The sequence below is a fragment of the Thermophilibacter provencensis genome, assembly GCF_900128445.1.
GTDB classification, from domain to species: domain Bacteria; phylum Actinomycetota; class Coriobacteriia; order Coriobacteriales; family Atopobiaceae; genus Thermophilibacter; species Thermophilibacter provencensis.
This window is the reverse complement of record NZ_LT671417.1, coordinates 150,487-168,833: the sequence shown is the minus strand read 5'-3', so window position 1 is coordinate 168,833 and position 18,347 is coordinate 150,487. Positions and strand designations below refer to the sequence as shown.

At 65.8% G+C, this 18,347-nt stretch carries 20 protein-coding genes; 11 read left to right on the top strand and 9 right to left on the bottom strand.

Translation table 11 applies throughout. The features are described from left to right. Nucleotides 1-69 precede the first annotated feature (69 nt). Nucleotides 70-945 (bottom strand): LysR family transcriptional regulator, encoded by an 876-nt coding sequence (locus BQ7391_RS00765; RefSeq protein ID WP_075278871.1) that lies wholly within the window; start codon nucleotides 943-945, stop codon nucleotides 70-72. A gap of 112 nt (nucleotides 946-1,057) precedes the next feature. Here BQ7391_RS00765 and BQ7391_RS00760 point away from each other — a divergent pair, with 112 nt between their 5' ends. Next, on the top strand, nucleotides 1,058-2,110 hold the full coding sequence (locus BQ7391_RS00760; RefSeq protein ID WP_075278870.1) for a YeiH family protein: 1,053 nt from the start codon (nucleotides 1,058-1,060) through the stop codon (nucleotides 2,108-2,110). Nucleotides 2,111-2,266: 156 nt separating this feature from the next. On the opposite strand, the gene BQ7391_RS00755 is transcribed toward BQ7391_RS00760, so the two are convergent. The 3 genes from BQ7391_RS00755 to BQ7391_RS00745 all read right to left on the bottom strand — a co-directional run bounded on the left by BQ7391_RS00755 (nucleotide 2,267) and on the right by BQ7391_RS00745 (nucleotide 3,740). Further along, complete coding sequence (locus BQ7391_RS00755; RefSeq protein WP_075278869.1) at nucleotides 2,267-2,947, bottom strand: YczE/YyaS/YitT family protein; 681 nt, start codon at nucleotides 2,945-2,947, stop codon at nucleotides 2,267-2,269. Next, nucleotides 2,944-3,381 (bottom strand): MarR family winged helix-turn-helix transcriptional regulator, encoded by a 438-nt coding sequence (locus tag BQ7391_RS00750; protein ID WP_075278868.1) that lies wholly within the window; start codon nucleotides 3,379-3,381, stop codon nucleotides 2,944-2,946. The genes BQ7391_RS00755 and BQ7391_RS00750 overlap by 4 nt, the downstream gene beginning before the upstream one ends. Nucleotides 3,382-3,482: 101 nt before the next feature. Continuing rightward, on the bottom strand, nucleotides 3,483-3,740 hold the full coding sequence (locus BQ7391_RS00745; RefSeq protein WP_075278867.1) for a hypothetical protein: 258 nt from the start codon (nucleotides 3,738-3,740) through the stop codon (nucleotides 3,483-3,485). Nucleotides 3,741-4,181: 441 nt separating this feature from the next. Here BQ7391_RS00745 and BQ7391_RS00740 point away from each other — a divergent pair, with 441 nt between their 5' ends. Beyond that, entirely contained in the window at nucleotides 4,182-4,940 is a 759-nt protein-coding gene (locus BQ7391_RS00740) for a MerR family transcriptional regulator (protein ID WP_075278866.1), read from the top strand. Between the two features lie 5 nt (nucleotides 4,941-4,945). On the opposite strand, the gene BQ7391_RS00735 is transcribed toward BQ7391_RS00740, so the two are convergent. Further along, nucleotides 4,946-5,539 (bottom strand): tRNA (cytidine(34)-2'-O)-methyltransferase, encoded by a 594-nt coding sequence (locus BQ7391_RS00735; protein ID WP_075278865.1) that lies wholly within the window; start codon nucleotides 5,537-5,539, stop codon nucleotides 4,946-4,948. 255 nt (nucleotides 5,540-5,794) lie between these two features. On the opposite strand from BQ7391_RS00735, the gene BQ7391_RS00730 reads away from it, so the two are divergent. Then, nucleotides 5,795-6,214 (top strand): peptide deformylase, encoded by a 420-nt coding sequence (locus BQ7391_RS00730; RefSeq protein WP_075278864.1) that lies wholly within the window; start codon nucleotides 5,795-5,797, stop codon nucleotides 6,212-6,214. A 1-nt stretch (nucleotide 6,215) separates the two neighbouring features. Next, complete coding sequence (locus tag BQ7391_RS00725) at nucleotides 6,216-8,729, top strand: excinuclease ABC subunit UvrA (protein ID WP_075278863.1); 2,514 nt, start codon at nucleotides 6,216-6,218, stop codon at nucleotides 8,727-8,729. A 69-nt stretch (nucleotides 8,730-8,798) separates the two neighbouring features. Here the strand turns inward: BQ7391_RS00725 and nth are convergent, their stop codons facing one another. Continuing rightward, nucleotides 8,799-9,461, bottom strand: a complete 663-nt coding sequence (gene nth, locus BQ7391_RS00720) for an endonuclease III (protein WP_075278862.1) — start codon at nucleotides 9,459-9,461, stop codon at nucleotides 8,799-8,801. A 174-nt stretch (nucleotides 9,462-9,635) separates the two neighbouring features. Here nth and BQ7391_RS00715 point away from each other — a divergent pair, with 174 nt between their 5' ends. After that, nucleotides 9,636-10,310 (top strand): class I SAM-dependent methyltransferase, encoded by a 675-nt coding sequence (locus tag BQ7391_RS00715; RefSeq protein ID WP_200799553.1) that lies wholly within the window; start codon nucleotides 9,636-9,638, stop codon nucleotides 10,308-10,310. Between the two features lie 40 nt (nucleotides 10,311-10,350). After that, nucleotides 10,351-11,874, top strand: a complete 1,524-nt coding sequence (locus BQ7391_RS00710) for an aminotransferase class I/II-fold pyridoxal phosphate-dependent enzyme (RefSeq protein ID WP_075278860.1) — start codon at nucleotides 10,351-10,353, stop codon at nucleotides 11,872-11,874. A gap of 130 nt (nucleotides 11,875-12,004) precedes the next feature. Here BQ7391_RS00710 and BQ7391_RS00705 read toward each other — a convergent pair whose 3' ends face one another. The 3 genes from BQ7391_RS00705 to BQ7391_RS00695 form a co-directional block, all read right to left on the bottom strand. Next, nucleotides 12,005-12,376: a YolD-like family protein gene (locus tag BQ7391_RS00705; RefSeq protein WP_075278859.1), complete on the bottom strand. Its 372-nt coding sequence runs from the start codon at nucleotides 12,374-12,376 to the stop codon at nucleotides 12,005-12,007. Beyond that, entirely contained in the window at nucleotides 12,369-13,688 is a 1,320-nt protein-coding gene (locus BQ7391_RS00700; protein WP_075278858.1) for a Y-family DNA polymerase, read from the bottom strand. The genes BQ7391_RS00705 and BQ7391_RS00700 overlap by 8 nt, the downstream gene beginning before the upstream one ends. 152 nt (nucleotides 13,689-13,840) lie before the next feature. Continuing rightward, complete coding sequence (locus tag BQ7391_RS00695) at nucleotides 13,841-14,596, bottom strand: DeoR/GlpR family DNA-binding transcription regulator (protein ID WP_075278857.1); 756 nt, start codon at nucleotides 14,594-14,596, stop codon at nucleotides 13,841-13,843. A 253-nt stretch (nucleotides 14,597-14,849) separates the two neighbouring features. Between BQ7391_RS00695 and BQ7391_RS00690 the strand changes: the two genes are divergently transcribed. The 5 genes from BQ7391_RS00690 (at nucleotide 14,850) to BQ7391_RS00670 (ending at nucleotide 18,262) form a co-directional block, all read left to right on the top strand. After that, nucleotides 14,850-15,374 carry an RpiB/LacA/LacB family sugar-phosphate isomerase gene (locus BQ7391_RS00690; RefSeq protein WP_075278856.1) on the top strand — a complete coding sequence of 175 codons (525 nt, stop codon included), beginning with the start codon at nucleotides 14,850-14,852 and terminating at the stop codon, nucleotides 15,372-15,374. 14 nt (nucleotides 15,375-15,388) lie between these two features. Continuing rightward, nucleotides 15,389-16,786, top strand: coding sequence for a PTS galactitol transporter subunit IIC (locus BQ7391_RS00685; protein ID WP_075278855.1), 1,398 nt, complete (start codon nucleotides 15,389-15,391; stop codon nucleotides 16,784-16,786). 87 nt (nucleotides 16,787-16,873) lie between these two features. Beyond that, the gene (locus tag BQ7391_RS00680) at nucleotides 16,874-17,158 is read left to right on the top strand and encodes a PTS sugar transporter subunit IIB (protein ID WP_075278854.1); all 285 of its coding nucleotides are present in this window, start codon (nucleotides 16,874-16,876) and stop codon (nucleotides 17,156-17,158) included. A gap of 57 nt (nucleotides 17,159-17,215) precedes the next feature. After that, on the top strand, nucleotides 17,216-17,752 hold the full coding sequence (gene hxlB, locus BQ7391_RS00675; RefSeq protein WP_075278853.1) for a 6-phospho-3-hexuloisomerase: 537 nt from the start codon (nucleotides 17,216-17,218) through the stop codon (nucleotides 17,750-17,752). Nucleotides 17,753-17,800: 48 nt separating this feature from the next. Next, the gene (locus BQ7391_RS00670) at nucleotides 17,801-18,262 is read left to right on the top strand and encodes a PTS sugar transporter subunit IIA (protein ID WP_075278852.1); all 462 of its coding nucleotides are present in this window, start codon (nucleotides 17,801-17,803) and stop codon (nucleotides 18,260-18,262) included. The last annotated feature ends 85 nt before the right edge of the window (nucleotides 18,263-18,347 follow it).

Below are 18,347 nucleotides of genomic sequence, written 5' to 3'. Positions count from 1 at the left end.
CTTTTGAACAGCCTCCCATCTCCTGGACCGGATAGCGACGTCCCGGAGATGGGAGGCTGATTCGTCTTGTCAGGGGCGCCACTCTCGCAGCAGGGCGCGCCAGCGTCGGCCGTACTGGCTGCCGCGCTGCCAGATGAGGGAGAAGTCGTGCTCCACGGCAAAGTCCGTCGGAGTGACGTCGGTCAGCGTGCCAGCGCCCAGCTCATCCTCCACGGCCACGCGATAGAGGAAGCTCACTCCGGCCCCCGCCGCCACGCACGCCTTGATCGCCGGGATGCTCGCGAGCTCGATGACCCCGGCGAAGTCCCCGACGGCAAGGTCTCGCGCCGCGAGGTGGCGCTCGAGGATCTCGCGCGTCCCCGACCCCTCCTCGCGCAGGACCAGCCGCATCCCGAGCAGGTCGGCAGTGCTCATGGGCCCCATGCCCCCCGCGGCCACCGCCACGAACGACTCGCGCGAGAACGTCTCGCTCTCAAATGACGATCGGTCAAACGACCCCTCGACCAGGGCAAAGTCTATCTCTCCACGATCGAGCAGGGTCACGAGCTCCGCCGTGTTGCCGGTGCGCATGAGAAGTCGCTCGTCGGGGTGGCGGCAGAGGTGGCTGGCAAGGAGCCGCGGCGCCACGAAGTCCGCCACGGTGCGCGTGCAGCCCAGGCGCAGCGGAGGTCGCGAGCACCCTTCCTCCCCCAGAGCGGCGAGCTCCGATCGCAGGCGTCCCTCGTCGGCCTCCATCGCGTCAAGTGCCTGGTAGAGAAGCCTTCCGGCAGGGGTGGGCTCCACCCCGCGGCCTGACTTGACGAGGAGGGGCTGCCCGTAGTGTCGCTCGAGCTGGCGTATGTGCTGAGAGACCGCGGGTTGGGTGACGTGGAGCTCCGCGGCGGCGCGCGTGAGGCTCCCCGCTCGGCAGACGGCCAGGAACGTGTGCGTGCGATAGTCGAGCATGCCCGTCCTTATCGATAAATACTTATGAGACTATAAGCAATGCCATATATTTCATTATAACCGCCGGTAGTAGGCTCTTCTCAGATAAGACCGAGGCGAGAGGGGCAGACGGGTGGAACTCATCAAGGACTTTGGTAGGCTGTGGAAGGGCGTGCTGTTTGCGCTGGTCGTCGCTGTGCCGGCGTGGCTTCTTGGCAGGAGGTTCGAGGTCGTGGGAGGCCCGGTCTTCGCCATCCTCATTGGCATGGTGCTTGCCCTGCTGGTGCCTGCCGAGAAGGGCGAGCCGCTTCAGGCCGGCGTGAGGTTCACGTCCAAGAAGGTGCTCCAGTGGGCCGTGATCCTCCTTGGCTTTGGGCTCAACCTCTCGCAGATCGCTCAGGTGGGCGCCACCTCGCTGCCGATCATCGTCTCCACGATCGCCACCTCGCTCGCGGTGTCCTTCCTGCTCTGCCGCGCGCTCAACATCCCAGGGAAGATCTCAACGCTCATCGGCGTGGGCTCCTCCATCTGCGGAGGCTCGGCCATCGCGGCCACCGCGCCCGTAATCGACGCGGATGACGAGGAGATCGCCCAGGCCATCAGTGTTATCTTCCTCTTCAACGTGATAGCCGCGCTCGTGTTCCCCACGCTCGGAGGCGTGCTCGGCCTTACCAACGAGGGCTTCGGGCTCTTTGCGGGCACGGCGGTGAACGACACCTCCTCCGTCACGGCCGCCGCTGCGGCGTGGGACGGCATGCACCCAGGCGCCAACACGCTCGACTCGGCAACGATCGTGAAGCTCACGCGCACGCTGGCCATCATCCCCATCACGCTGGCGCTCGCGTTCTGGCAGGTTCATCAGGCCAGGCGCGCCACTGCGGCGGGAGAGGGCTCGGCCACGGCCGCCGGCACGTTCGACCTCAAGAGGATATTCCCGTTCTTTATTGTGTTCTTCGTGCTGGCAAGCGTTGTGACCACGGTCTTCTCGCTTCCCGCGGCCATCACTGCGCCGATCAAGGAGCTCTCCAAGTTCCTCATCATCATGGCTATGGCCGCCATAGGCTTCAACACCAACATCGTCAGGCTCGTGCGTACGGGCGGCAAGCCGATCGTCATGGGCCTTGCCTGCTGGGTGGCCATTGCCGTCGTGAGCCTGGGCATGCAGCACGTGCTGGGCATCTGGTAGCGCGCGCCGAGGCCATAGGGCGCCCGAACGGGCGCGCAGGGTTGTCGCGGCGCGGAACGGGGAGGCGAGGTGCCGACCCGCCATCCTGGCAGCGTGGGTGCGCGCCCGGCGCTCACGGGGCGACCGACTCTCCTGCCGCGCGGCCTGTCGCCGCTGCTAGAGAGAGCGGATGGCGGAGATGAGCGGCACGCGCCGGTCGATGGCGTTTACGATGGGCCCCACGGCGAGCGCGGAAGCGATGGTGCCCACCCCTAGGCCGTTGAGACCCCCGAAGAAGGCGAATGACAGCCCGCACGCGATGAGCACGAGCGTGATGTCAAAGCAAAGCTTGCAGGTTCCGAAGGGCCTGCCCAGCGTGGAGGAGATCGCGCGCACGATGCCCTCCCCAGGAACCACGATCACGTTTGGCGCCACCTCGACGGAGATGCCGAAGGCAAGGACGGCGCAGCCGAGCGCGAGAGAGGCGACCTCGGCGGGAATGCCCTGCGGGCTGAGCCACCACAGCAGCCCCATGCTCACGTCGATGAAAGCGCTGAAGATTACGTTCGCCACGACCTGCAGCAGCTGGACTGGCCTGAAGTCGCGGCGCAGCAGGGCCGCCTGGGCTGCGATGTAGGCCATGTTGAGCACGAAGGTGAACTGGCCGAACGTTGGCGCAAAACGAAGGTCGAGCACGTAGGGGATGCTCGAGATGGGGGAGGTCCCGAGCGCCGCCTTGGTGATGAGGGCCACGCCGAACGAATTGACGAGCAGGCCAGCCGTGAAGCAGAGACAGCGAAGGACGACCCTCCCCACTTCCGCGCGGGACGCATCGGACTTGACGGTCAGCTCACTCATGCTCGTCGCTCTCCCTCTCTCTCAAAGTTGGCGATGACGCGCGCGAGCAGTGCGCGGAGCGCCTCTCGCTCGTCGCTGGTCATGCCCGCGCACGCCAGCTCGTCGACCTCGGAGCCGCAGCGTGCGACGCGCCCCGCGGCGATTCGACCATCATCAGTGAGGCGCACCTCGAGCGCCCGCCGGTCTCCCTCCCTCGGATGCCGCTCGATGAGCCCTGCGCCCTCCATGCGCGCGAGTACCCCGGTGACCGTGGCGCGGTCCATCGCGCACGCGCGGGCGATGTCACGCTGGAGGCACCCCTCGTTCTTGGCAACGAACTCGAGCACCTTGGGCTGGCCGGGCATGAGGCCAAAGCCTCGCGTGCGCGAGACCATGGCGTGGTTGGAGCACCCGAACGCCACAAGGAGCAGATGGTGGATCGTGTCAGGCGCCATGGTCACTCCCGATTGATCGTTGCGATGCAAATAGTGAGTATACAAACAATTTTGAAGACTATGTGGTCTGCGGGCCTGGGCCCCCGTTCCCGACTCGCGGGCTATCGAGTCATGAAGAAGAGGGCGATGTTGCTCAGGAGCGAGAGCACGGGTGCCAGGAAGCACAGCAGCGTCCCCGTGATCGAGCAGAGCATGCCGATGGCGGTGGTGAGGCTCTTGCGGTAGTCGGCCTTCTTGGCCTTGCGGGCGAGCACGATGCCGGCGATGCCTGCGAAGCCGCCCACCACCTGGAGCCAGATGAACGGCGTGAACGCGGTGGCGAGGGCTGTGACGCCGAGCACGATGGACACGATGTCCATGGGACCTCCTCGAAGCAGCTTAACGGCTCAATGATACGTCATGCGTGTCGATTCGCGCGCAGACGCTCTCGCTCGGCTGGGGCATGGTCGACGGTCACGTTCCTATCGATTGACAACTACCTTGCGTCGTCTCGTAGCGTAGTCGTGGAGCACGAGCAACGCGTCGAAGGGCACCTTTCGAGAATTGAGGCCGCGCATGAAACGCATCACATCCCTGTTGCCGTCGGTGCCCCGCCCGTCGTGCGCTCGAAAACGTTTTGCCTGTTGTATCCCGAGGGCCTTTTGGCGGCTCACGGGATCCCAGCCGCGCGTCGGCGTCTGATGAAATGTCACTTGACTTATCACAAATCCATCACTTTTGAAAAAAGACTCGTCTGAGAAATAACAAATTGGGTACGTGTTACGCATCGTTGAGCAAGCTAGCCGAGGAGATGATTCGGCATGTCGGAGTACTGGACCGTTGGTGAGTTCGCGCGCCGCGCGGGAGTGACGGTGCGGACCGTGCAGTTCTATGACCAGCAGAAGCTGCTCGCCCCCTCTGCGAAGGGGCCGCAGAACAGGCGTCTCTACTCGAAGGAGGACGAGCGGGAGCTGCAGAGAATCCTCGTCCTCAAGTTCCTGGGCAACTCGCTCTCGGACATCCGCAAGGTGCTCGCGCACAAGCTGGAGGGCGGGGAGCTCACCGAGCTCATCGACCGCCAGGTGGAGCTTCTCGGCCGCGACCTCGTTCGTCTCATGCACCGCATGGCCGCCCTGCGCGCCCTGAGGAAGCAGGTGGGTGACGGCGAGTCCCCGGACTGGGAGGGGATCGCGGGGCTCATCGACGAGTCCGGGGCCAACCCCCCGGTGCTCCGTCACTCGATGCACGAGGACGCGCCCCTGCAGGCCGGGGCCGAGCGGGCGGAGATCGCCCGGTGGCAGGACCTCATCGTCGCGGCGCTCGGCCTCATGGCCGCCGGGGTCTCGCCGGATGACCCGTGGGCCCGGGAGGTCGCGCTTCGCTACACGCGTCTCTGCGATCAGCTCGGCAGCCATCTCCCGAGCGAGTTCATCCCGCTCGACGGCTCGTCGGCGACGGCGGACCGCGAGTCCCTCGACGAGCTGCGGCACTCCATCGACGAGTATCTCATCCTTGCGGGCGCCGAGGTCCCGACGCTGCCCCCCGACCTTCCGAGGAACCCGGCGACGGTGGGCGCCTGAGCGGCCTACATGCCGGGGAACCCCTCCTGGCGAAGCGCCTCGTACAGCACGATCGCGGCTGCGTTCGAGAGGTTGAGCGCGCTGATGCGATAGTCGTCGGGATTCACGAAGTTGCCGCAGACGTCCTGGGCGAGAAGGTCGGCGTGCCCGTCCTTCTCGCCCCGCTCGTCCCGCGCGCGCCAGCGGTCGGCGTTCTCGAGCGAGGCCGCGTCGGGCAGCATCGGGATGCGCTCGCAGCGCCTCGCGTTCGCCGCGAGCAGGCTCTCCGGAAGCCCTGCGCTCTCGCAGCCGAAGACGAGGTAGTCGCCGTCATGGTAGCGGGCCTCGGCGTAGGTGTGACGCGCCTTCTTCGTGAGCAGGTGGAGACGCTCGTCGTTGACCGCGATCGCGTTTCGCTCGACGAAGTCGCCCCAGTCCCGGTAGCGGGTGACGTCGAGGCTCTCCCAGTACCCGAGCCCCGCCCGGCGCAGCGGCCTCTCGTCGAGGGAGAACCCAAGCGGTTCCACGAGATGGAGCCTCGATCCCGTGACCACGCAGGTTCGGCCGATGTTTCCGGTGTTCGCCGGGATCTCCGGAGCAACGAGCACGATGTTGAGCATTCTGTCGGCCCTCTCGAGACGCTTGGCTTGTGCGGTCTGCCCCAGTGTGACGCGGTGCGCCGCGCTGCGCAATCTGCCCAGCGACGGCACGCGTCTCACGCGCGCCGCGGGACAGGGAGGCGTAAGGCCCTGGCAAGGCGGCGTCGACGAAGCGGGCCGCTCGTTTTCGCGCGAGCCGCCCCATCGCCTTCGTCGGTCGCGCCAGAGGCCCGGTATACTGTTCTCTGCACGATAGTCGGGACTGAAAGGATGCCCATGATTAAGGACCTGGTGCAGGACGAGGCCGTCCTCTCCACGCCGTGCGAGCCCGCCACCGCAGAGGACGCCCCCGTGGCGCAGGACCTCGTCGACACGCTCGCCTCCATCGATGACGCGGTCTGCCTCGCCGCCAACCAGATTGGCGTGACCAAGGCCGTGATCGCCTATCAGGACGATGACGGAAACGCCCACGTCATGTACAACCCCAAGATTCTCATGGCCCTGGGCGGGGCCAAGGTCGAGGAGAGCTGCCTCACGCACGAGGAGCCCGTGCGCGTGACGCGGTTCGCCAAGATCAAGGTGTCCTTCGACGAGCTGGTCGACGGCGCGCTCAGGCCCCGTCGCCGCGACTACGTCGGCTGGACCGCCCAGATGATCCAGCACATGGTCGACCACTGCAAGGGAAAGCTGGTCTAGCATGCCCGCCCGCGGCGGCGTGCCGGCACCCGACCGCATCGAGGTCCGTGGCGCCCGCGTGCACAACCTCAGGAACGTCGACGTGGACGTTCCCCTGAACGAGCTCGTGGGCGTGGCGGGCGTCTCCGGCTCCGGCAAGAGCTCGCTCGCGCTGGGGGTGCTCTACGCCGAGGGGAGCCGCCGCTACCTCGAGTCGCTCTCAACCTATACGCGCAGGCGCATGACGCAGGCCGCCCATGCCGCCGTGGACGAGGTCCGCCACGTCCCGGCGGCGCTCGCGCTGCACCAGCGTCCCGCGGTGCCGGGCGTTCGCAGCACCTTCGGCACCATGTCCGAGCTGCTCAACAGCCTGCGCCTGCTCTTCTCGCGCGTTGCGAGCCACCGCTGCCCGCGCTGCGGCGCGTACGCCCCGCCCTCCACGGCGGTTGCCACGGACCAGCCCATCAGCTGCCCCGCCTGCGGCGAGACGTTCTTCGGCCCCGGCGCCGAGGACCTGGCGTTCAACAGCGGCGGCGCATGCCCCGCCTGCGAGGGGACGGGCGTGGTGCGCACGGTGAACGAGGCATCGCTCGTGCCGGACGAGTCCATCTCCATCGAGGACGGCGCGGTGCTGCCCTGGGGCAGCCTCATGTGGGACCTCATGAAGCAGGTCTGCGGCGCCATGGGCGTGCGCACCAACGTGCCGTTCTGCGAGCTCACGCCCGAGGAGCGCGACATCGTCTTCCACGGGCCGGCGGAGAAGCGGCACATCCTCTACCGGTCCAAGAAGGGCGATGACTTCGCCGAGCTGGACTTCACCTACTACAACGCGATCTACACCGTGGAGAACGCGCTCGCCAAGGTCAAGGACGAGAAGGGCCTCAGGCGCGTGAGCCGCTTCCTCACCGAGGGGGCGTGCCCGGATTGCGGCGGCACGCGCCTCTCCGAGGCGGCGCGCGCGCCGCGCGTGGCGGGGATCGGCCTTGCCGACGCCACCGCGATGACGCTTGGCGAGCTGGTGGCATGGGTCGCCTCCGTGCCCGCGGGGCTTCCGGAGGAGCTTCGCCCCATGGCGCAAAGCATCTGCGAGTCGTTCCAGCACACCGCGCGCCGCCTGCTGGACCTCGGCCTTGGCTACCTCTCGCTCGACCGCGCCGCGTCGACGCTCTCCACGGGAGAGCGGCAGCGCGTGCAGCTGGCCCGCGCGGTGCGCAACCGCACGACGGGCGTGCTCTACGTGCTCGACGAGCCCTCCATCGGGCTTCACCCCGCCAACGTCGACGGGCTTCTCGGCGTCATGCGCGACCTTCTGGCGGACGGCAACTCCGTGGTGATGGTGGACCACGACGCGCGGATCCTCGCCGAGGCGGACCACCTCATCGAGCTTGGTCCCGGCGCGGGCTCGGACGGTGGCCACGTGATCTGCCAGGGGACGGTCGCGGAGGTGGCGGCGGATCCGGCCTCCCGGATCGGGCGCTTCCTCACGGGCGAGAAGGACGTGGGGGCCCGGCCACGCGCGGCAGCCGATGAGATGTTCGACCTCGGCACGATCTCGATGGAGACGGGCGCGCTCCACACCGTGCGCCCGCTCAGCGTGAGGCTCCCCCGCGGCAGGCTCGTGGCGGTGACGGGGGTCTCGGGGTCGGGCAAGACCACGCTCGTGCTGGAGACCCTCGTCCCGGCGCTCGTCGCCTCCGCGGCCGGTGAGCCCCTGCCCGCGCACGTGCGCTGGGTGGACGCGGAGGGGGTGCGGCGCGCCAGCCTCATCGACGCCACGCCGATCGGCGTTAACGTGCGCTCTACCGTGGCCACCTACGCCGGCGTCCATGACGAGCTGCGCCGTGCCTACGCCCGCACTGACGAGGCCCGCGCCGCCGGCTACAGGGCCGGGGACTTCTCGTACAATACCGGGCGGCTGCGCTGCCCCACCTGCGACGGTACGGGCGAGGTCTCGCTCGACGTGCAGTTCCTGCCGGACGTGGACATCCCCTGCCCGGACTGCCGCGGCTCGCGCTACGCCGCTGCCGCGGACGCGGTCCGCCGTCCGCGCAAGGGAGAGCCGGCAGGCGCTGGCCTCACGCTTCCGCAGCTCATGGCGCTCTCCGTGGACGAGGCATTCGACGCCTGCTCTGACCTGCGACGTGTCGCCGGAAGACTTCAGGTGCTGCACGATTTGGGGCTGGGCTACCTCACGCTCGGCGAGGCCACGCCGGCGCTCTCCGGCGGCGAGGCGCAGCGCCTCAAGCTCGCGAGCGAGATGGGGCGCGCGCAGGACGACGCCGTCTTCGTCTTTGACGAGCCGACGATCGGCCTGCACCCGCTTGACGTGCGGACGCTGCTCGCGGTGTTCCAGCGGCTCGTGGAGGCTGGCGCCACGGTTATCGTGATCGAGCACGACCTCGACGTCATCCGCAACGCCGACTACGTGATTGACATGGGTCCCGGCGGAGGCCAGGAGGGCGGGCGCATCGTCTGCGCCGGCACTCCCGAGGAGGTCGCGTCCTGTCCCGACAGCATCACCGGCCGTTATCTGTAAATTGGGGACAGTCCCCAATTTACAGACTTGGCGTTTGCCCGGGCGCGGCGGGCCGCGATCGCGCGCGGGCTAGCAGCGGTGGGCGCTTGGGCAGATGTCCTCGAGGACGCAGCCGTCGCACTTGGGCCCGCGAGCGGTGCAGGTGTCGCGCCCGTGCTTGATCCACTGGTGGTTGACCGGCCCCCAGAGCTCGCGCGGCAGCAGCCTCAGCAGGTCCTGCTCGGTCTTGAGCGGCTCCTTCTCGTGCGTCTTGGGCGAGAGCGCAAGGCGGTGCGCGATGCGGTTGACGTGCGTGTCCACCGCGATGCCCTCCACGATGCCAAAGCCCACGTTCATCACGATGTTGGCCGTCTTGCGGCCGACCCCGGGCAGGCGCGTGAGCTCGTCCATCGTGTGCGGCACCTCGCCGCCGAACTCGGAGACGATCATCTGTGCGCACTCCACGCAGTGACGTGCCTTGGACTTGTAGAAGCCGAGGCTATGGATGTGCTCGGCCACCTCCTCGGGCGTGGCGGAGGCCATCGCCTCGGGGGTGGGGAAGCGCTCGAAGAGCGCCGGCGTCACCTTGTTGACCTGCGCGTCCGTGGTCTGTGCGGAGAGCAGCACGGCGATGGTCAGGCGAAACGGGCTGGCGTGGTCGAGAAAGCACTCGACGGGCCCGTACTTCTCGTCGAGGCGTCGGCACACCTCAACGGCGCGCTCGACCTTGGCCTGCTTGGTCTCTCGTGGCATGGGGACTCCTCTCTTGCTGCTACGATGATGGCACATCGTTCACTCAGCGGCGAGGTTCGTCTTCTGGTTGCGCTCTTCTCGTCCGTCTCCGGCCCGCGCGTCTTTCCTGCCTGCGGGATTCGATTGCGTGCTCGGCCTCGCGACCGCGTCGGGTCGTGCCATACTTGGATCTGCGTGAATGGCGAGAAGAACCCGGGGGCCTCCATGAACATCAGCTGGGACGCCGAGGGCTACGAGAGAGGCTTCTCCTTCGTTCCGGCCTACGGGGCCGGCGTGATCGACCTCATCGACGTACGCCCCGGCGAGAAGTGCCTGGACCTGGGGTGTGGCAACGGGACGCTCACGGCGGAGCTTGCGGCGCGCGGGCTCGACGCTTCCGGCATGGACGCCTCCCCCGAGATGGTCGCGCTGGCGCGGGAGCGCCATCCCGAGCTGCGCTTCTGCGTGGGCGACGCCACCTCCTTCTCGCTGGACGTGCTCGTTGACGTGGTGTTTTCTAACGCGATGCTCCACTGGATCGACGCGCGGCTCCAGCCGTCGGCGCTCGCGTGCGTGGCGGCGGCGCTGCGCATGGGCGGCCAGTTCGTCTTCGAGTGCGGGGGCCATGGGTGCGGGGCTTGCGGACGAGCTGATCGCCGCCGCGGTGGACGATCTGCGCGCGGATTCGAATCTGCTGCGGGACGGCGCCTGGTACGCCGACTACGTGCGCCTGCGCATGCGTGCCGCGAGGGTCGCGTAGCGTGCCCGCCGCCGACCCCGGGCCGAGACCTCCTGTCAGCCCTGAAGTTCAATTCATGTGTGATCAGAAGTTTCTTATTGAACTTTCTTGAAACAAGTAGTTCAATATAGGGACCCGAGTCAGACATAAATTGAACTCAGAGGAGGGACGATGTCCCGGGAGACCTTTGCCGACCGGCTGCGCACCGCCATGTCGGAGCGCTCCCTCAAGCAGGCGGACCTCATCCGCCTTGCCTCCGAGCGCGGTGACAAACTCGGAAAGAGCCAGGTCAGCCAGTATGCGAGCGGCAAGGTCGAGCCGCGTGCGGACACCTGCGCGCTCCTTGCCGACCTCCTGGGCGTCGACGCGTCCTGGCTCGCCACGGGGGAGGGGGCTCCCGGTGCGGCACGAGCTGCCGCGCGGCCTGAGACCGCCTTCCAGCCCGCACCCATCCCCACCACCAAAAGGAGCGCCTCCATGCGAGAGTTCAAGAAGTCCTCAAAGCTCGAGAACGTCCTCTATGACGTCCGCGGTCCCGTGGCCGACGAGGCCGCCCGCATGGAGGACGAGGGCCTTCGCATCCTCAAGCTGAACATCGGCAACCCCGCCCCCTTCGGCTTCCGGACTCCCGACGAGGTCGTGCACGACATGCGTCAGCAGCTCCCCGACTGCGAGGGGTACTCTGACTCGCGGGGGCTCTTCTCGGCGCGCAAGGCGATCATGCAGTACGCGCAGCTCAAGCACCTGCCCAACGTGAGCATGGACGGCATCTACACGGGCAACGGCGTCTCCGAGCTCATCCAGCTCTGCATGAACGCCCTCCTGGACACCGGGGACGAGATTCTCATCCCGAGCCCCGACTACCCGCTCTGGACCGCGTGCGCCACGCTCGCCGGCGGCACCCCGGTGCACTACCTCTGCGACGAGCAGGCCGAGTGGAACCCCGACCTCCAGGACATCGAGTCCAAGGTCACGAGCAACACCAAGGCGATCGTCATCATCAACCCCAACAACCCCACGGGCGCGGTCTACCCGCGCGAGGTGCTCGAGCAGATCGTGGAGATCGCCCGACGCCACCAGCTCATGATCTTCTCCGACGAGATCTACGACCGCCTGTGCATGGACGGCCACGAGCACGTCTCCATTGCCGCGCTCGCGCCCGACCTCCCGTGCGTCACGTTCTCCGGCCTCTCCAAGTCCCACATGATCGCGGGCTACCGCATCGGCTGGATGGTCCTCTCGGGCAACCGGCGCTGCATGCGCGACTTCGTCTACGGCATCAACATGCTCTCCAACATGCGCCTGTGCTCCAACGTGCCCGCCCAGTCGGTCGTGCAGACGGCGCTTGGCGGCTACCAGAGCGTGGAGCGCTACGTTGAGCCGGGCGGTCGCGTCTATGAGCAGCGCAACTTCGTCTACGAGGCGCTCAACGCCATCGACGGCATTACGGCCGTCAAGCCCAAGGCCGCGTTCTACATCTTCCCCAAGATCGACGTGAAGAAGTTCAACATCACCGATGACGAGCAGTTCGCCCTTGACCTGCTGCACGAGAAGCGCATCCTCATCACGCGCGGCGGTGGGTTCAACTGGCCGGAGCCCGACCACTTCCGCATCGTCTACCTGCCGCGTATGGAAGTCCTGCGCGAGGCCATGGGCGACCTTGCCGACTTCTTTGCCCACTATCGCCAGGACTAGTGGGTCACCCCCGAATGTAGTGTGTTTTTTCGGGCACCTCCCAAGTACTGCTTGGGAGGTGCCATTTCTCTACCTGCGCTTTCTTGGGGCAAACGCGCCCGTTCACTCTGAGGGGGCGCAAAAAAGTGCACTACATTTGCTCGGGCCTCTCGCTGTGGGGCGAGGTTTGGCTTGAGAGCCGCTCCACGCGCCACACGTCGTCGAAGGGGATGCGGGTGCGTACGACCGTGAGCTCGCGTGCCGCGAGGTCCATGCGCGCGACCATGCCCTCCCGCGTGACATAGGCGCCGTCGGCATAGTACGTCACGCGGACGAGCTCGCGCGGCCGCGTGCCGGCGAGCTCTGATGAGATGCGCTCCGCGTCCTCCTCCGAGGGCTCGCGGCGCGGCTCGGTCACGCGCTCGCGCTCCCGCACGAGGTCGTAGTAGCCGGTGAGCGCGGCGAAGGGCATGAACTGAGCTGCTCGGTCGGCATGGCGGCGCGGTTCCCCGGCTCTACTCATGATGGCCTCCGACCTGCACGTTCCGCTCGAGCCCGGTGGCGCCGCGCCGGTAGCTGATGCCGCGGACGAGGGCATTTTTCCCAAAGCGCCGCTTCACCGCTATGGTGGCCTCGGCGAGCCGGTGCTCGGCCCCTTCGGCCTGCGGGTCCGTGAAGAGCGTGATCGAGGACAGCTCCTCCGGCAGGAGCCCTCCCATGCCGATGCTCAGGCGCCTGATCGGGCGGTTGGGGTCGACGACCTCGTCATAGAGGCTAAGGAAGTACCGCGAGAGGCGCGAGCGCGAGTTGGTGAGCTCCCCGAGCTTGCGTGACGCGGATGAGCGCGGCACGTCTCGGCTGATGCGCCGTGTACCGTGCTCGCCCGTGAAGGTCCGCGTCGGCGCGTCGTCCCAGCTGCGCTCGACGGCATGCCCCACGGAGAGCGAGATGTGCCCGCAGACCACGCCCTTCTCCACGAGGTCGAGAACGGAGGCGTCCACCATCTCTCGCAAGACGACGCGCGCCTCGTCGAAGTCGTAGTCGCGGGCGAGCACCTGGCCGTTGCATGTGGACGTTGCCTTGGGCCGATAGGCGTGAATCTCTGCCATGGTGCAGGGCTCGACGCCCCAGGCATGGTCGATGAGCAGCTCGGCGTTGATGCCGAACTCGTCGTAGAGCGCCTTCTCGGGAAGGAGGGCGACGCCCCCGAGGTCATGCGCCCCCATCGCGGCGAGCCGGCGCGCGATGCCGGGGCCGATGCCCCAGATGTCCGTGATCGGCCGGTGGGGCCAGATGAGGCACTTGAAGCGCTCCTCGTCGAGCTCCCCTATGTTGTCCGGAGCGTGCTTGGCCGTGACGTCGAGGGCGACCTTGGCGAGGAAGAGGTTGGTCCCGATGCCGGCCGTGGCGCAGATGCCCGTCTCGCGGCGAACGAGCTCGATGAGCTCTACGGCGAGCTCGCGCGGTCCCTTGCCGTAGAGTGCCAGGTAGGGCCCAACGTCGATGAAGACCTCGTCGACCGAGTAGACGTGGATGTCCTCAGGCGAGAAGTACCTGAGGTAGAGGCCGTAGATGTTGGCCGAGACCTCCATGTAGCGCCGCATTCGCGGCGGGGCCATCTCGTAGGAGATCCCATCCGGTATCTCGAAGACGCGGCAGCGGTTGCGCACCCCCGCCGCCTTCATGGCCGGGGATACGGCAAGGCAGATGGTCTTGGGCCCGCGCGTCGGGTCCGCCACCACGAGGCGTCGCTCGAACGGGTCGTACCCGCGGTCCACGCACTCCACGGAGGCGTAGAAGCACTTGAGGTCTATGCAGAGATACGCGTGCCCCATGGTTGCTCCCAAACAGACGTTCTTATCGTGAGACCATGATGCAACGTGCCCCGGACACAAATCATCATGCCCGGGCTGCTCATGATTTCTGCAACACTTGTTCTGTTGGGTGCGAGGGGGCAGCCATGTGCCGATTGCGGCTCGTCTGGCACCTAGACCAAGCTGACCTCCGTCTTGCCGCGCAGGGCCTCGAGGTCTTGCGCGTCAACCCCCTCGTTGGTAACAAGCGTGTCAATCTGGTCCCATCCGCAAATGCGGTAGAGGCTCTTGCGCCTGAACTTCGAGCGGTCCGCCAGAACGTAGCGACGCTCCGAGTGCTCGATGATTACCTGGTCGATAAAGGCGTCGGATGACGAGGGGCTTGTGGGGCCGTCGAGGTTTGCGAAGCCGTCGGTGCCTATGAAGCACAGGTCAACCTTGACCTGCCTGATCTGGGAGACCGTCCAGCCTCCGCAGACCGACGAGCTCTGGTCGCGCAGCTCCCCTCCGAAGAAGAAGACTTGATTGTCGGATTTTATGAGCGCCACGGCGACGGGCAGCGAGTCGGTGAAGATCTTGAGGCCGCTCTTGAGCGAGAGGAGCTTTGCCAGCTCGAGAATCGTGCTGCCCGTGGCGATGATGAGCGAGCTCCCCTCCGGGATGAGCTCGATGGCGCGTCGTGCCACGGCCTGCTTGTCATCGATGTTCTCGCGCTCGCGCACGGTGAAGGGGTTCTCGATTGCGTTCTGCTTGAGGGTCGCCCCTCCATGGCTCTTGACAAGGTAACCCTGCTCCTCGAGGTGCGCGAGGTCCTTTCGGATGGTTTCGTATGTGACGGAGAACTCCTTCGCGAGCTCGCTCACGTGCACGGATCCAGTAGACACGAGCTTTTCCAAAATGCGCTCGCGGCGCTCGTCCATGAGTAGCATACGGGCACCTCCCTCTTTCTAGGCTCTTGTCATCTATGGCTGACTCGCCAGGGACCAAGGCGATTGTACTTTGTTTCAGATTGGTCTTAATTGGTAACCGTTGGCATTGAATATTGTGCCGTTCACCGGAATGCCCTAGAAAACCAATCAATACCAATTTTAGGATACATATTAGCAAGAAAGACCAATTAAATTGATTGGTATAGATTGGTCTTTTAAAAAGGAGAGAATGTGGGAGAGAAAGGAAGGAGACATGCCAACAAGAATCGCCATTGCGTGCGATGACATCGGCTTTGAGAGAAAGGAGGAGCTCAAGCGCTATCTCGTTGAGGAGAAAGGCGCGGAGATCGTGTTTGATCCGGTCACGTGTCCGGAGGAGGGCGTCAACACCTTCGCCCGCCTGGCTGACGACATGGCTGAGGTCATCCAGCGTGACGTTTGTCGCCTGGGAATCTACGTTTGCGGAACGGGAATTGGCTTTACTTGTCAAATCAACAAGCATTGGGGTATTCGTGCTGTTCAGGTGAGTGACCCGTACTCGGCGAAGCGTGCCCGTCTCTCGAACAACGCCCAGGTGATCGGTCTTGGGATGCGCGTGAACGGACTGCCGGCCATGGAGATGATCGTGGACGCGTGGCTCGACGAGCCGTTTGACTTTGCCACGGCGCGGGAGAACTCAAAGAGGAACCTGCTCGAGGCCAAGGCGAGCGACGAGCGCAATCTCGTGAAGCCGGACTATGTTGCATGGAACATGGGCTTTGAGCCCGACGAGGCATAGACAGGGGAGGGAACATGGAGTCGATAACCGCGCTCCTCGACTTTTTCGCAACGTTCATCAACGACCTAGGAAACTACGTATTCATTCCCATCATCTTTCTCATCCTCATGAAGATAGTTGGCCGCAGCTGGGGCGAGTCCATCCAGTGCGCCATGAAGGTGGGCATTGGCTTCATCGCGCTCTCCATGGCGGTGAATCTCATGATCGATCAGGTGTCCCCGGCAATTACGGGCCTCACTGAGCGCTTCGGCTCCTCGCTCGATGCTATTGACGTGGGCGGCGCGGCAACGGCGGTCATGGGGTTTGGCTCCTCGATGGGGGCGATAATCATCCCGTTGTGCGTGGGCATCAACATCCTCATGCTCGTGCTCAAGCTGACCGACTGCGTGAACGTGGACGTGTTCAACCTGCATCAGAACGCATCAATGGGCGCCATCGTCTACGCCTTCTCGGGCAACTTCCTCTATGGCGTGCTTACGGCGGGTCTCTTCCACGTGTGGGCGCTCGTCGCTGCCGATCTCGGCGCTGATCAGAACGAGAAGTTCTTCCATCTCCCCAAGGGCGTCTCGATCTCCCACCCCGTTGCCAACACGTACCTAATCTTTGCGTATCCGTTCAACTGGCTGTTTGACCACATCCCGGGCATTCGCAACATTAACATCACCCCCGAGAGCGTCCAGAAGCGCCTGGGCATCCTCGGCGACCCCACCATCATCGGCTTCATCCTGGGCATCCTGCTCGGAGTCCTTGGTTTTGACTGGTCCGACCCCTACACCGCGGGCATCTCGACCGTGCAGCTGGGCATGTACATGGCGGCCGTCATGCTGCTCATCCCCAAGATGACCTCCATCATGATGGAGGGCCTGGTGCCGCTGTCCAACGCGGTCCGCAAGACACTCGTCAAGCGCTTCCCCGACCGCGACATCACCGTGGGCATGGACACCGCGCTCATCGTAGGCAACCCCGCCGTCATCGCGCCCGCCCTGCTGCTCATCCCCGTGATCGTTCTTCTCGCCGTCGTTCTGCCCGGCAACCGCGTCATGCCCATGGGCGACCTCTCGCAGTTCGTGTTCTTCATCGCCTGCATGGTGCCCGTGTTCAAGGGCAACATCTTCCGCACCTGGATCAGCTCGATCGTCCTGTTTGGCGGCGGCCTCTACATTGCCACCTGGATGACCGACGCCACCAACGCCGTGTTCCAGCAGTTTGGCGCTAACGCGGCCGAGGGCGTGGTGTACTCCTCGCTGAACCCCTCCGCAAACCCCTTCACCGGGCTCTTTGCCTGGGCAAGCCAGGTCGGCCTGCCGGCGTTCATCCTCATCGGCGGCATCCTCGTTGGCGTGGCGGTGCTCGTGCACCGCAGGCGCTCCGCAAGCATCGCCGCCGCGAAGGCCGAGGCTGTGTCGAAGTAGCGCGGGAAAGGCGCCCCATGGCGCCGGATTCCATCGCTTGTCGTTTGGTAACCGCGGGCGAGCGCCTGCAGAGAGAAAGGCACTGACATGAAGAAGGTTCTGGTTGTGTGCGGCAACGGCATCGCGTCCTCCTCAATCATGGTGGCGGCGCTGCAGGATCACCTCGACGAGGTGGGCCTTGCGGCCGACATCGAGAAGGCCTCGCTCATGGACTGCACCACCGAGAAGTTCAACAGCAAGGACCTCATCGTCTCGTCCACGGCCATCGACCAGCCGGGCGTGACCACGCGCGTGATCGTGGGCGTGGGCCTGCTCACCGGCATCGGCGAGGAGGAGACCTTCGCGGAGATTGACGCCGCGCTGGCGGAGTAGACGTGTCGAGGCCGGTCCCCTGTGCGGGCCCGGCCCCGTTACGAGAAAGGCACTTTGATGGTACGGACACGTGTTGTCCTCGACGAGCTCTCGAGGGCCGTCGAGGGGGTGGACTCTGCGCAGATTGCGGCCTTTGCCGATGAGGTGCTGCGGGCCGGGCACATCTACGTGACGGGCGCTGGCCGCTCGGGGCTCATGGTTCGGGCGCTGGCAAACCGCCTCATGCACCTGGGCCTCTCGGTGAGCGTGGTTGGCGAGGTCACGGCGCCGCACACCAAGGCAGGAGACCTTTTGGTGGTGGGGTCGGGCTCCGGCGAGACGGCGTCTCTCGCCAACCAGGCCGCTCAGGCAAAGTCCTGCGAGATGCGCCTGGCACTGGTCACGGCAAGCCCGCTCTCAACCATAGGCGGACTGGCAGACGTCACCGTGGTCATTCCCGCGCAGGCGAAGGGCGGCGCGGGCTCGGCGCAGCCGATGGCGTCAACGTTCGAGGAGGCATCGCTTCTCATCTACGATGCGCTGGTGCTTGAGCTCATGGAGCGAACGGGGCAGGACTCGGCGGAGCTGGCGGCGCGTCACGCGAACATCGAGTAGGCCCTGCCGCGCGCCGCAGGGCGCGGACAGGATTTGAAGGGAGTGAAAATGGCGGCACTGACGTTCAATGAGTCGCTGGTCATGATTATAGAGGAGCCCCTGACGCGCGAGCAGGCCGAGGGCGCGCTCGCGGACGTCCTGCACGAGGCGGGCTACGTGAAGGACTCCTACCGGCAGGCGATTCTCGACCGCGAGGCGAGCTTCCCCACGGGTCTCTTTGCGGGCGATGTCAACGTGGCCATCCCGCACTGCGACGTTGAGAACGTGAACGAGGGTGCGATGTGCGTGGGCGTGCTGCGTCATCCCGCCACGTGGGGCCGTATGGAGGACAAGACCCAGACGTGCGAGGTGAGCCTCGTGGTGATGCTCGCGCTCACCGACCCCAAGGACCACTTGGAGACCCTGCGCAAGGTCATTGGTCTGGTGCAGGACCAGGAGCTTGTCGCTCGCGTGGTGGCGGCGGAGACGCCCGGCGAGGTCTTCTCGCTCGTGGCAGACAAGCTGGCATAGCCTCTGCCTCCGGGGCATGCGATGGCGTCCCGCATCCCGTTGGCCGGACGGGGTGCGGGACGGCCTCTCAGCGTGCGAAGGGGGC

Excerpts from the sequence above, each read along its gene's own strand:
- BQ7391_RS00680 (WP_075278854.1), top strand. The coding sequence starts at position 16,874 with ATGAAGAAGGTTCTGGTTGTGTGCGGCAACGGCATCGCGTCCTCCTCA.
- BQ7391_RS00695 (WP_075278857.1), bottom strand. The coding sequence starts at position 14,596 with ATGCTACTCATGGACGAGCGCCGCGAGCGCATTTTGGAAAAGCTCGTG.
- BQ7391_RS00700 (WP_075278858.1), bottom strand. The coding sequence starts at position 13,688 with ATGGGGCACGCGTATCTCTGCATAGACCTCAAGTGCTTCTACGCCTCC.
- BQ7391_RS00690 (WP_075278856.1), top strand. The coding sequence starts at position 14,850 with ATGCCAACAAGAATCGCCATTGCGTGCGATGACATCGGCTTTGAGAGA.
- BQ7391_RS00755 (WP_075278869.1), bottom strand. The coding sequence starts at position 2,947 with ATGAGTGAGCTGACCGTCAAGTCCGATGCGTCCCGCGCGGAAGTGGGG.
- BQ7391_RS00685 (WP_075278855.1), top strand. The coding sequence starts at position 15,389 with ATGGAGTCGATAACCGCGCTCCTCGACTTTTTCGCAACGTTCATCAAC.
- BQ7391_RS00710 (WP_075278860.1), top strand. The coding sequence starts at position 10,351 with ATGTCCCGGGAGACCTTTGCCGACCGGCTGCGCACCGCCATGTCGGAG.
- BQ7391_RS00750 (WP_075278868.1), bottom strand. The coding sequence starts at position 3,381 with ATGGCGCCTGACACGATCCACCATCTGCTCCTTGTGGCGTTCGGGTGC.
- hxlB (WP_075278853.1), top strand. The coding sequence starts at position 17,216 with ATGGTACGGACACGTGTTGTCCTCGACGAGCTCTCGAGGGCCGTCGAG.
- BQ7391_RS00730 (WP_075278864.1), top strand. The coding sequence starts at position 5,795 with ATGATTAAGGACCTGGTGCAGGACGAGGCCGTCCTCTCCACGCCGTGC.
- BQ7391_RS00670 (WP_075278852.1), top strand. The coding sequence starts at position 17,801 with ATGGCGGCACTGACGTTCAATGAGTCGCTGGTCATGATTATAGAGGAG.
- BQ7391_RS00740 (WP_075278866.1), top strand. The coding sequence starts at position 4,182 with ATGTCGGAGTACTGGACCGTTGGTGAGTTCGCGCGCCGCGCGGGAGTG.
- BQ7391_RS00725 (WP_075278863.1), top strand. The coding sequence starts at position 6,216 with ATGCCCGCCCGCGGCGGCGTGCCGGCACCCGACCGCATCGAGGTCCGT.
- BQ7391_RS00705 (WP_075278859.1), bottom strand. The coding sequence starts at position 12,376 with ATGAGTAGAGCCGGGGAACCGCGCCGCCATGCCGACCGAGCAGCTCAG.
- BQ7391_RS00735 (WP_075278865.1), bottom strand. The coding sequence starts at position 5,539 with ATGCTCAACATCGTGCTCGTTGCTCCGGAGATCCCGGCGAACACCGGA.
- BQ7391_RS00745 (WP_075278867.1), bottom strand. The coding sequence starts at position 3,740 with ATGGACATCGTGTCCATCGTGCTCGGCGTCACAGCCCTCGCCACCGCG.
- BQ7391_RS00765 (WP_075278871.1), bottom strand. The coding sequence starts at position 945 with ATGCTCGACTATCGCACGCACACGTTCCTGGCCGTCTGCCGAGCGGGG.
- nth (WP_075278862.1), bottom strand. The coding sequence starts at position 9,461 with ATGCCACGAGAGACCAAGCAGGCCAAGGTCGAGCGCGCCGTTGAGGTG.